This is a genomic window from Microcoleus sp. PH2017_08_TRC_O_A (genome assembly GCF_020738665.1).
In the GTDB taxonomy this organism is placed as follows: domain Bacteria; phylum Cyanobacteriota; class Cyanobacteriia; order Cyanobacteriales; family Microcoleaceae; genus Microcoleus.
Map to the genome: position 1 here is coordinate 70,998 of NZ_JAEQCE010000072.1, position 11,235 is coordinate 82,232.

Genomic DNA, 11,235 nt, shown 5'->3' on the forward strand with positions numbered 1-11,235 from the left:
TGTTGTGATACGATCGAGCAAGATTAATCATGCAGAATACCAAAAATGACTGTTCATTTTTAAGTAACTTTAGGAGTTGAATCAAAAATGGCTAAACAATCTCTCTCATTTATGCCGATCGCAATTTCGATGTTAGCCGCCATTAGTTATCCGACAACCAATGCAGCCGCTACCGCCGAAGTATCGCCATTACAGCCAACAGCATCAGCCATAACCGTCGCACAGAAGCCCACTCCCAGCGACACGAATAAAAAGCTTCCTGACGTGCCGGCAAAGCTACAAGTGCCTGCTGGTAATGCTTTAATCTCCGAAGTGTCAGCCAAAGGCGTGCAAATTTACGTGTGTCAACCCAAAACTGGCGATCGCACTCAATTTGAATGGACATTAAAAGCACCGGAAGCTGATTTATTTAATGCAAGTGGCGCATTAGTTGGCAAACATTACGGTGGCCCAACTTGGGAGTATACTAAAGACAAGAGTAAAGTCGTTGGCGAAGTAAAAGAACGTGTAGATTCGCCCGATCGCACTACGATTCCTTGGGTGCTACTAAGTGCCAAAAGCAATGAAGGTAACGGTTTATTTAGCAAAGTTACCTATATCCAGCGCGTCAATACTAAAGGTGGCAAAGCCCCAGCTACCGGATGCGATTCCTCAAAACAAAATAGCACTACCCGCGTGGATTACACAGCAGATTACTACTTCTTTGCTGCTAATAAGTAATACGCTTGTTAAAAGGTTTTGCGGCAAAAGAAGCGTTTGGTTTATTTGCACGAATCCTTGAATAACCCAGGTGCGTCGCTATGAGATTGTTGATATGTAGTTAGGAATTTTTCATGGCGACACACCCTACGACTTCTATCTTCTGCTACAAAAGTTGTTTGTAAAAGTCCAATAACTGCTCAGCTAAGGCTTGATTTGTATAACTTGTCATAACTTTATGATAACCCCGATCGCCCAAATCAACAGCAAAATCCCGCGCTTCCATCAATTGCTGCAAACAATCGCGCAAAATCCCTGCATTTCCCTCTGGGAAGACTAACCCCGCATCGCCGATAACGTGGGGAATTTCGCCGCAATCGGAACCGATAACCGGGATTTTACAAGCCATCGCTTCAATTAAAACATGACCGAATTGTTCTTTCCAGCCCACGGTAGTCAAAGTTTTGAATTTATAGCTGGTTTGCGAGGGCAATACCAAACAGTTCATTAAGTTAATGTAAGGTGGAATTTCTTCATGGGAAACGCTTTCTACCCAGATTATTCGATCGCTGATGCCCCATTCTCTACATTTTTCTTCCAAGTGCGATCGCAATTTTCCTTGTCCTACTAACAACCACTTCCAAGAAAGTTGTTTCAATCCTGCTAATGCTTCAGCTAAAGTTAGCAGTCCTTTTTCTTCGACAAATCGCCCTACAAATCCTACCACAAAATCTGTTGGTTTAATGCCAAATTTTCTAGATAACTCAATATCTTTAGCAGCAGGCACAAACAATTTTTCATCTACTCCAAGTTGGGGCATTACTGCCATTGCACCTGTGTAGCCCCGCTGGTGCAAAATTTTAGAGCCATCTAAATTGCCGGCAATAATTCCGTCGGTATTCTGAAGATTGCAATTTTCTAATAGGGAAATAGGCCATTTCAATTCATAGGATAGATTCCACCAGGTAAATAATATATTTTTGGCTTGGAGTTTGAGTAATTTATTGAGTATAATTAATTGGCTGTAGGCTAGGGATTTTGAACCTTGTTCGACTTGGATAATCTGCGGTTTGAATTTCTGTAAAAGTCTAATTATATCTGTACCAAATGTTAGCAAGCCTTGATTGTTTTGACTAAAATTGGAGATGGGAACTATTTTAAATGAGTCTTCTTGATAAAATTCGGTTTCGATGATTTTATTTTGTACGCCTCCGGGTTTCCAGCGTCGTGGCACTACAATTGTTACTTCAATATCGGGTTCTAGGTTGGCTAATATTTTGAATTTTTCCCGATTTATGTCAACTATATAGGTGTGGCTGGCAACGAGGATTCTCATTTATTGGGAATGGGGAATGGGGCATTGGGAATGGGGCATTGGGAATGGGGCATTGGGCATCGGGCATCGGGCATTGCGAATTAATTCATAAATTATTTAGGGTTGATTTTGTCTTGATTTGTGTAAATTTGTCCGTCATTCCAGAGCGATTTGATGAGTGTTATGAGGGCACTGATAAAACCGAGGATATAAAAAGCAAATCTAGTGATAATTTTTAGGGGCGATCGGCTTTTATGACAAGGTGGATGCCCCAAAACGTGGCAGTCAAAGAGTTTGGCAAAAAATCGCAGGCATTGAAAGACGGTTAAATTTTTCAATCCCATCAGGAAGTGGTTGTGATAAAATGTGGTTTGATATTCGATCGATCGCGTGCTGACATCGTGACATCCGCCGCTTTCTTCCCCCAAGTGAACTAAACAAGCACTGGGATCGTACCAAATTTTCATGCCAGTCGATCGCAATCTCAAACAAAAATCCGACTCCTCCCGCACCGCACTCCCTACAAACCGCTCGTCAAACGTCAAACCCCACTCGGCAAAAACCTGACGGCGAAACGACATATTGCAGCCTCTAGCCGAGAGTACCTGCTGCGGTTTGACTGTATGCACCAAATCGATAAAATACCAAGCAATGCCCGGATCCATGGCTTCTGGGGGCAAAAAGTCGATCGCCAAATCGCCTCCAGAATTACCCAGTTTCATTCTGTCAAAAACCCTGCCCGCCACACATCCCACATCCGGTTTTGCTAAATAATTATCAGCATGAGCGGCTAAAAAACCATCCGGCAATTGTACATCATCATCAATAAATAAAATAATCTCTCCCACAGCGCGCCGCACAGCATAATTTCGAGCTCCCGGTAAACTCGCCCAATCTACCGGAAACCACCGAATTTTCCCCGCAGTTGCCAATTCCTCTAAATAAACTTGAGTTTCCGATTCGTGAGTGCGAGTTTGATCGATTACCAGCACTTCAAAATTCGGGTAATTTTGCCGAATCGCGTCAGCCAATGTCTCTCGCAGGGGTTGCTCGCGGTTGTAGGTAGGTATCACAACAGAAATCATCATTCGCAGTTGCCACTTTAATTATTTCTCTAAACGCCAAAGCCACACATCGCCCGGTGGGTAAATTGGTGTAATTTTATATTTTTGCACTTGTTCTAATTCAAATCGCAATAGCTCGGTGCTTCTGTAGAGAAATACATCGCTAAAACCATCAGGAATTTTAACTTGCTCGGGTTTCACTGCTAGCAAAAGCTCTACTTGCGGCTTCAGCAAATAGCTGACAGACAGTATTTTTCCGGTGAGGTTGTTGCCTCCGTGACAAATCACTAAAGGTTTTTGGGCTTGATTGACAATCGCCGCTACTGCGGGATTGTATTTAGTGCTAGAAGGATACTTGTTCCACCAAAGTTGTGACTGTGAGCTGACGGCACAAGAAACTATTTCACTCGATATTATGGCTATTAAACCGAGCTGCCAGAGTTTTTGTTGTCGGGGATTGTGGGCGGTGGCAATTTTAGCGGTAAACAGGTAGGCAACAGCTAGCTGGATTCCTAAAATATAGGGAACTAGATAGCGATCGGCAATGCCTCCCACTGCTATCAATACTATCGCTGTAATTCCGATCGCTGTCAAGACCAACAGCCAAACTCGTTTGGGAGTTGAGTAGCAAAGTAAATAGATTGAATGTGCGATCGCTAATATTAATATAACTGCTACAATCAGTCTGATTGAATCAGTAGTATTGCTCGAACCTAATTTGATGATTCCACCCGCCCAATGGGTGTCAATAAAAGTTCTACAGGTGATAATAATCAAAGGTTTAAGTGAAGATAGGGCCGAAAGAGAAAGATGGGGTAAACCTACTGTTGCAGCGATTCTGGGCGAGTTATCAACTAATACGAAAATCCAAGGAGCGAAAATGAGTGTTGCTGCCGCTGAAGCTAGTAAATAAGCAATTAATGTTTGGCGAACACGCCAATTTTCAGTGATAATTACGTAGATACCGTGGGCTAATATTACTATAAAAAATAATAAACTACAATACAGTCCTACAGTTAGGGCGATCGCATAAATCAACCAAACGCCTTTGCTCAATTTCGATGTAGATTTAAATGTAGATTTAAATGTAGATTTAAATGTGGCGGTAGATTTTTGTAGGGCGATCCTCTTCGTTGGCGCAGCCCCCGTAGGGGCGGGCTTCGCTAACGCCCGCAGCAGAATGGCATTCGACAGCAAGACGAGGACAGCAAACATCATGTACGGCCTTGCCTCTTGCGCGTACAAGACGTGAAAAGGCGACACAGCCATGATTGTCACAGCCATCCATCCCGCACGTGCAGAGCGAAATAATTCCCAGCACAGCCAATAAACGCTCGGAAAAATCAACAAACTCATCCAAGCTGAAAGACTTCTGACAGTTGCCACTTCCGGGCCGAACCACTGCACCCAAAATCGGGCTAAAATAAAATATAGCGGCGGTAGTTGAGGTTCTTCTGTAGCTAAACCTTTAACTGTATCCAACCAACTTTTTTCGGGATTTATCTGCTGGTATTTCCGCTGCAAATCTTGAACGCTAATTGTTTTTCCTTGAAAATCTTGCTGTACCATTTCCGTCCAGGTGTAGCCAGAAATTCGCAGCGAGGTGATAGATTCGTCGAAGGAGTAGACTTTGCGATCGAGGTTTGTAAATCTAAAAAATATCCCCGTTATTAATATGACGACAATTAAAATTTTTAACCAAGTTTGGTGTAACCGCCCATTTTTAATTGATTTGCTGTTCATAAAATCAGAAATGGGGAATTGAAGAAAGAAGAAGTTAGTTGTTTAGTCTATAAGTAATAAGGATGAGGGAATAAGCATGAGAAAGTGGTTTCAATATCCCCTATATTTTACTAGAGGATTCTTGCCATTGGTGTCAACTCAATCTCAAGCTTAGTCTTAGCCTAATGTCGATCGCCGAGAGCTAGATCCCCCCTCACCCTCCGTAGGTACGTTGTTGGGCTTTAGCCCTCTTTAGGCGTATATCTAAAGAGGGCTAAAGCCCAACAACGTACCTAGAGAGATACACAGGATTTCAGACTCAAGTTGACACTTCCCTCTTCCTTCTTCCTTCTTCCAACTGTCAACTGTCAACTGTCAACTGTCAACTGTTAGATAGCGATGTGTTGCTGAACGGCTAAGACTAAATTTTCAGTCCAGAAGTTAGCTAAGTCGGCGCTGGCAGCTTCTACCATAACTCTGATTAGCGGTTCAGTGCCAGAAGCGCGAACCAAAATCCGTCCCTGTTCTCCCATTGCAGTTTTAGCGCGATCGATCGCCTTTTGCATGGGTTCGCACTCGTGCCATCTTAAGCGTTTTTCGCGATCGTCCACCCGTACATTTACCAACAACTGCGGATATGTTTGGAAACTGTCACTTACCAATTGTGACAAAGATTCCCCTGACTCACGCACCAGCGAAGCTATATGCAAAGCTGTCAACAAACCATCGCCACTAATACCGAAATGCGGACAAAGAATGTGCCCCGACTGTTCGCCGCCCAACATCGCACCCGTGCGCTGCATTTCAGCGTGAACGTGCTGATCTCCGACGTTTGTTCTAGTTAGTTTGCCCCCCAATTCTTCCCAAGCTCGCTCGAAGCCCAGGTTAGCCATTACAGTAGAAATAATTAAATTATCCGGTAACTGTTCGGAGGCGCGCAATTGCTGGCCCCACAGATAAAGAATGTAATCGCCGTCAATCGATCGCCCTTTGTTGTCAACACCCAAAACTCGATCGGCATCACCGTCAAAAGCAAATCCCAAATCGGCATTGTGTTCCAAAACCGCCGCTTGCAAACTGTCGAGATGAGTAGAACCGCAGTTAACATTAATGCGAGATCCATCAGGAGAATTGTGCAAACAGATCACATCCGCCCCCATTTGCTCAAACACCGCCGGCGCCAAACCAGCAGCAGCCCCCCAAGCCAAATCCAAAACCACCCGCATTCCCCGCAAATTCATCTGTTGCAGCGAATCTGAGAGAGAATCAGCATAATCTTTAATCAACTCCGGGCGGTGGTAGTGATGCCCCAAAGCCAAGCTAGCAACCGCAACCTTAGCCCCTCGGATTCCCGCTTCGATTTGTTCCTGTAAATGCTGAGACAGCTTTGACCCGTTGGGGCCGAAAAACTTAATCCCATTGTCTTCTGGGGGATTGTGGCTAGCCGAAATCATCACTCCGCCCACAGACTGCGAAATGCTTGCCAGATAAGCAACGCAGGGAGTGGGACACAAGCCCAAATTCCACACTTCCAAACCGGCGGCTGTCAAACCAGCCGACAGTGACATTGCCAGCATATCGCTGGAATTTCTGCTGTCTTGTCCCAAAATCACAGGGCCCTGGTTGGGGGCATTTTGGCGTAGAACTTGCCCAGCCCAGAATCCAACTTGCAGCGCTAGGGGTGCAGTCAGCAATTCTCCAACTTTCCCGCGAATTCCGTCGGTGCCGAAAAGTTTTGTATTTGGTAGGGAGAGGGTATTTCCCAGCAAAATCGTATCGCGTTTGACTGGTTGTACCGAGTTAGTAGCCGAAAACTCGCTGCCGCGATGGCGCGAAGGTGTCTGAACCATATTCACTCCTTTAGGAATATTCACACTCACACTTTGCAGTTCATGTTACAACTGAAAGATCTTTTTTTCAGCGTAAAGTTAATTTATTTCGAGGATTTCTCAGGAAACTTGCTTTGACAGGCTACGGAGCAAGTTTAACTTCTTCAGAAAAATTTGTATGGTATCTAAGGGAAAAACTTTTATGGGGCGCGCCAAGAGGATCGTGGCGATCGCTCTTGGGGACGCTTCCACACGGATTTGAGACGATCCTGATGCCCTTTGAGTCTGTCAATCGATTTTAGATTTTAGATTTTAGATTTTAGATTTTAGAGGCGACCCCACGGATAAATTCGGGGGAAGAGAGGATTTTCGATTTTCGATTTGGGTGCTGTGTTGCCATATACTTTTTGGCGGCAAATTTCTAGGCCGGGTATCGGTTGGGTCGATCGCTCCGGGCTGTGTTCGATCGCGATTTCGCCATCAGGTGCTAGCATTTCTTGGCTGGCGATCGCGTTCAACACAGGTTCGTACAAGTCGCTGGCGTAGGGCGGATCGAAATAAATGCGATCGAATTGCTGTGGTGATAGTGAGGCTAATTTGGCGATCGCATTTCCCCGCAGAATTTGGAACGTTTGCGAAGAGTCTGCTACTTGCTCCCAATTTTCGCGGATAATCGCACAAGCATTTGCCGACTGTTCGATGCCGGTGACACTCAAAGCCCCGCGACACAAGGCTTCTGCACCCATCGAACCGCTGCCGGTACAGATATCGAGCCATTTGCAATCTGCGATCGACCCTTGCCAAATATTAAATAAAGCCTCTCTCACTCGCGCCAGAGTCGGGCGAGTTGCCAGTCCCGGCAGAGTTTTTATTTGGCGGTTTCCGTAGATTCTGATACTCATAAGAAGAAGGAAGAAGGAAGAAGGAAGAAGGAAGAAGGAAGAAGGAAGAAGGAAGAAGGAAGAAGGAATAAAGTATTTGTAGGGTGCGTAGCCATTAAAACTCCCTAAATTCAATGAACAATCTCATAGCGACGCACCTTACACTTCGGGCTAGTGGAAACAAACTACCAACTCGGTTAGTACCACTAATTTTTATAAATTATATTATAATTTGACCAAAAATGGAATTTGGAGCCGACAAAGCAGCTCCATTCTTTTGGAAAAATCGTATCATTTAAAACCCAGACTTAACAGTATTTTCTGCTTGATTAGATTCAGGTACTGGTGTCTGGGCTTGTTTGACACATAATACAGCATTGCTGACTACCAGTGATACTAACACCACTTTAACAGGAAACGAAACAGGAGGAGTATTCATAAATTTATAATTGGTAATTAGTAATTAGTAATTGGTAATTGGTAATTGGTAATTGATTCCGAAGTTTGGGCAACCACCGGGGATTGCCCTAGGGAATAACAACTATCAAAAGTTGTTGATAATCATCGGTTGGGTTTGTCGCGCCGGAGGAGATGCCGGTACAGGAGCAGGATAAGGTTGTGGATAAACCGGATAACCTGGTTGCGGATATCCAGGTGCAGGTGGATATGTTGGTTGTTGATAAATTGGCTGTTGATTGGGTTGTCCGGGATATTGAGGTACAACATTAGGTTGTCCGGGATATTGAGGTGCAGCATTTCCGGGAAAACTTTCAGGAGAACCAGCAGTTCCTTGGGGAAATTGCTGTTGATTTTCTGGGAGATTTTGAGGATAAGATGGAATTCCCAAGATGCCTTCAACAGCGCGGCGGAGAATTGGTCTCAGGGGAATTGCTAAACTCATTTCAGCGCTTGAACCGATCGCCATTACAGACAGCGTTCCGACAATAGCTAGTTTTCCGAATCCTTTTTGCAGTTGGTGTTGAGCAATCATGGTTTGTCTTCCTTGTCAAGTGATTTTAGATTTTGGATTTTAGATTTTAGATTGAATTCATAGATGAGTATGGGTATTCAACTAAAATCTAAAAGTTAAAGTGTTGGTGAATAGATAGATGCAGCCGAGAACTAAGGCATGGGGCGAGAATTGGGTGCGTTGCCGTATTGATTCCGGTTTTTTTGTTTGTGGTTGTTTGTGGCTGCTTGCTTAACTGTTGATACTTTCCCACAAGCCAAAAGCAAGGGCTACGGAAGAATCGGGAGTTAAGCAAGGAGTTAAGAATCTCGATAAATACCGAAACTTAGGATTTATTTCATCGCACCCAAAACGAGACATCGCGGCGGCCGTTAACAGAAGTTCCAAACTGGGTAACGTTGACATTGTTGCAGTTGAATTCCCCGAACAAACCGCGATTTCCTTGGTTGCTACCTCGAACGGCGATTGTCCCGTTACCGTTAACTCTTTCAACTACTCCAATGTGTCCGTGAGTGCGATCGGCACCGGGGAATGAAGACTGCATAACAACGACTGCACCGGGTTGAGTCCCAACTTGACGGAAGCCGTTACGTTGCAACACTGAACCGTAATCTTTGGCACTCCAAACATAGGGAGGACGCAGTTGAAAACGATTGTTTGCGTAGTGTACGCACTGGCAAAATTGCGCGGCTGCGGCTGGTTTGATATTGGATAAACTCGCAGTTACGACTGTGCTAGCGGCGGCGAAAGCAGTTAACAAAGCTAGAGAAATTTTGGAGGAAGAAGTAAATAATTTCATGGTTGATTCCTTGTTTGTTTGCGGTTGTTTGCTTAACTGTTGATACTTTCGCAGAAGCGCCAAAGGATTTCTCGCCAGAAACGGGACTTAAACAAGGAGTTAAGGATGGGTCGAAATATTTTTGTCAAGCCTTTGCTCGGAAAGGGTTTCAGGCGTTATAAAATTTAAAGAGGGCGAGAAAGTTAACTCCGGCTTCTCCTGAGTCGATCGCAAATTCCGATTAATTCCGGCGTACACCCCATCTCTCGCGAGGTTTTCCCTCGCCAACCGCCGTCTCAAGCGGAGTGCGCGTGCTAACAGAGAGCCCGATTTAAAATCTAAAATCTAAAATCTAAAATCTAAAATCCAAATGAATGTACCCAAAGCAAGGCGCGATCGCGGCAGAATACTTACAGACAAAGGATGGAAGAAAATCTGGGACGCGATTTATCTCAAATTTACCGATCGCCCCAGCTTGCAAACCATCTCTGAACAAACCGATCCTGGACTTAATCGAAATTCTCCGTCTTTCGTCTCGACGGATACGGTGTCTAATATATTGAACCGGCGAGCCCCCGCTGACACAGCCAAAATGGAGAGTTTGTTTGCGAGTTTTGGACTGCGACTCGAATCTGACGATCGCACTTCCGGGGATATTTCCGGCAATCTCGCGCCCGCGCCCACTCCTCAAACCCGGCAAAATTGCAGCGAATTGCCGGATATTTCGGGGTTTTTCGGTCGCCGCGAAGAACTGGGTTTCTTGAAAAACTGGATTTCGGGCGATCGCTGTCGGTTAGTTGCGATCTTCGGGATGGGCGGAATTGGTAAAACTGCACTTTGCGCGCAATTAGCCAAGCAAATTCAAAACGAGTTTGAATTTGTCATCTGGCGGAGTTTGTCGAATCAGCCGAGTTGTCAAGATTTGGCGGCTGGCTTAATTCAATTTATCTGCGACTGTCAGGGCAAAAAATTGCCAGAAAACCTCAGTGACGGCATTTCCGTTCTGATTGAATATTTGCAAGCGCACCGCTGTTTAATCGTGCTTGACGGCGTGGAAACGATCTTAGATACGGGCGGTTTTGCTGGCAAATATCGATCGGGCTACGAAGATTACGAAAGGCTGTTCAGACAAATAGGAGAATCCAACCATCAAAGCTGTTTATTGCTTACCAGTTCGGAAAAATCTAGAGACATAGCTATGTTGGAAGGTCAAACTCGTCCCGTTCGATCTTATAAACTCACAGGTTTAGACAATATGGCCGCGCGGGAAATCCTGCAAGAAAGAGGTTTGACTCAAGAAAAACAATGGGATGAATTGATTGACTGTTATGCCGCTCATCCTTTAGCCCTGAGGATTGTTTCAGCAATGATTTTAGAGTTATTTAATGGTAAAAGTTCAGAGTTTATCAGAGAAAATACCGTATTTTTAGGTCAAATTAACCATATTTTATCGCAGCAATTTCAGCGACTTTCGGTATTAGAAAAAGATGTAATCAAGCAGTTGGCTACGGCGGGAGCACCAATGGATCTAGCTCAATTGCGCGGCGGACTTTCTGAACCGGTTAAAACATCGAATTTGATGGAAGCGCTGGAATCTCTGGGATGGCGATCGCTAATTGAGAAAATCACAGTCAGCGGCAATGTCGCTTTCACGTTACAGCCGGTGGTGAGGAAATATGCGATCGAGCGATAGGTATTAGCTGGTACGATATGCTGCGAGATCGTAATTTTAGGATTGGGATAGCGATCGCAAATCATTAAGGATTGCTATACACCTTTTGAAAAAAAAGCAGGTACGTAGTTGCGCTTAAGCGCTCTTTCGGCAAATATTAAAATTAATTGAGGTATGAGGTATGTAGTTGCGCTTCAGCGCTCTTCCGGCAAATATTAAAATTAATTGAGGTATGAGGTATGTAGTTGCGCTTCAGCGCTCTTTCGGCAAATATTAAAATTAATTGAGGTATGAGGTATGTAGTT

Annotated in this window: 11 protein-coding genes; 3 read left to right on the forward strand and 8 right to left on the reverse strand. The window is 44.5% G+C overall.

Annotated features, from left to right (window positions below):
- Nucleotides 1–87: 87 nt before the first annotated feature.
- Nucleotides 88–720, forward strand: a complete 633-nt coding sequence (locus JGK22_RS23575; RefSeq protein WP_293182620.1) for a DUF3455 domain-containing protein — start codon at nt 88–90, stop codon at nt 718–720.
- Between the two features lie 145 nt (nt 721–865).
- On the opposite strand, the gene hpsO is transcribed toward JGK22_RS23575, so the two are convergent.
- From hpsO to rsmD, 5 genes are all read right to left on the reverse strand, one after another.
- Nucleotides 866–2,035, reverse strand: coding sequence for a hormogonium polysaccharide biosynthesis glycosyltransferase HpsO (hpsO, locus tag JGK22_RS23580; protein WP_293182622.1), 1,170 nt, complete (start codon nt 2,033–2,035; stop codon nt 866–868).
- 92 nt (nt 2,036–2,127) lie between these two features.
- Nucleotides 2,128–3,102 carry a hormogonium polysaccharide biosynthesis glycosyltransferase HpsN gene (gene hpsN, locus JGK22_RS23585; protein WP_293182624.1) on the reverse strand — a complete coding sequence of 325 codons (975 nt, stop codon included), beginning with the start codon at nt 3,100–3,102 and terminating at the stop codon, nt 2,128–2,130.
- An 18-nt stretch (nt 3,103–3,120) separates the two neighbouring features.
- Entirely contained in the window at nt 3,121–4,821 is a 1,701-nt protein-coding gene (locus JGK22_RS23590) for a glycosyltransferase family 39 protein (RefSeq protein WP_293205033.1), read from the reverse strand.
- A gap of 368 nt (nt 4,822–5,189) precedes the next feature.
- Nucleotides 5,190–6,650: a phosphoglucosamine mutase gene (glmM, locus tag JGK22_RS23595; protein ID WP_293217279.1), complete on the reverse strand. Its 1,461-nt coding sequence runs from the start codon at nt 6,648–6,650 to the stop codon at nt 5,190–5,192.
- 305 nt (nt 6,651–6,955) lie between these two features.
- Entirely contained in the window at nt 6,956–7,531 is a 576-nt protein-coding gene (rsmD, locus tag JGK22_RS23600) for a 16S rRNA (guanine(966)-N(2))-methyltransferase RsmD (RefSeq protein ID WP_293313862.1), read from the reverse strand.
- Here rsmD and JGK22_RS23605 point away from each other — a divergent pair.
- Entirely contained in the window at nt 7,502–7,639 is a 138-nt protein-coding gene (locus JGK22_RS23605; RefSeq protein WP_293313865.1) for a hypothetical protein, read from the forward strand. The two genes, rsmD and JGK22_RS23605, sit on opposite strands and share 30 nt — an antisense overlap.
- A 166-nt stretch (nt 7,640–7,805) precedes the next feature.
- On the opposite strand, the gene JGK22_RS23610 is transcribed toward JGK22_RS23605, so the two are convergent.
- The 3 genes from JGK22_RS23610 to JGK22_RS23620 all read right to left on the reverse strand — a co-directional run bounded on the left by JGK22_RS23610 (nt 7,806) and on the right by JGK22_RS23620 (nt 9,279).
- Complete coding sequence (locus JGK22_RS23610) at nt 7,806–7,949, reverse strand: hypothetical protein (protein WP_293182630.1); 144 nt, start codon at nt 7,947–7,949, stop codon at nt 7,806–7,808.
- A gap of 105 nt (nt 7,950–8,054) precedes the next feature.
- The gene (locus tag JGK22_RS23615; protein WP_293211364.1) at nt 8,055–8,501 is read right to left on the reverse strand and encodes a hypothetical protein; all 447 of its coding nucleotides are present in this window, start codon (nt 8,499–8,501) and stop codon (nt 8,055–8,057) included.
- 316 nt (nt 8,502–8,817) lie between these two features.
- Nucleotides 8,818–9,279, reverse strand: a complete 462-nt coding sequence (locus tag JGK22_RS23620) for a CHAP domain-containing protein (protein ID WP_293313868.1) — start codon at nt 9,277–9,279, stop codon at nt 8,818–8,820.
- A gap of 349 nt (nt 9,280–9,628) precedes the next feature.
- Between JGK22_RS23620 and JGK22_RS23625 the strand changes: the two genes are divergently transcribed.
- Nucleotides 9,629–10,951 (forward strand): NB-ARC domain-containing protein, encoded by a 1,323-nt coding sequence (locus JGK22_RS23625; RefSeq protein ID WP_293217230.1) that lies wholly within the window; start codon nt 9,629–9,631, stop codon nt 10,949–10,951.
- Nucleotides 10,952–11,235: the final 284 nt, after the last annotated feature.

Excerpts from the sequence above, each read along its gene's own strand:
- hpsO (WP_293182622.1), bottom strand. The coding sequence starts at position 2,035 with ATGAGAATCCTCGTTGCCAGCCACACCTATATAGTTGACATAAATCGG.
- JGK22_RS23615 (WP_293211364.1), bottom strand. The coding sequence starts at position 8,501 with ATGATTGCTCAACACCAACTGCAAAAAGGATTCGGAAAACTAGCTATT.
- JGK22_RS23590 (WP_293205033.1), bottom strand. The coding sequence starts at position 4,821 with ATGAACAGCAAATCAATTAAAAATGGGCGGTTACACCAAACTTGGTTA.
- glmM (WP_293217279.1), bottom strand. The coding sequence starts at position 6,650 with ATGGTTCAGACACCTTCGCGCCATCGCGGCAGCGAGTTTTCGGCTACT.
- rsmD (WP_293313862.1), bottom strand. The coding sequence starts at position 7,531 with ATGAGTATCAGAATCTACGGAAACCGCCAAATAAAAACTCTGCCGGGA.
- JGK22_RS23610 (WP_293182630.1), bottom strand. The coding sequence starts at position 7,949 with ATGAATACTCCTCCTGTTTCGTTTCCTGTTAAAGTGGTGTTAGTATCA.
- JGK22_RS23625 (WP_293217230.1), top strand. The coding sequence starts at position 9,629 with ATGAATGTACCCAAAGCAAGGCGCGATCGCGGCAGAATACTTACAGAC.
- JGK22_RS23575 (WP_293182620.1), top strand. The coding sequence starts at position 88 with ATGGCTAAACAATCTCTCTCATTTATGCCGATCGCAATTTCGATGTTA.
- JGK22_RS23620 (WP_293313868.1), bottom strand. The coding sequence starts at position 9,279 with ATGAAATTATTTACTTCTTCCTCCAAAATTTCTCTAGCTTTGTTAACT.
- hpsN (WP_293182624.1), bottom strand. The coding sequence starts at position 3,102 with ATGATGATTTCTGTTGTGATACCTACCTACAACCGCGAGCAACCCCTG.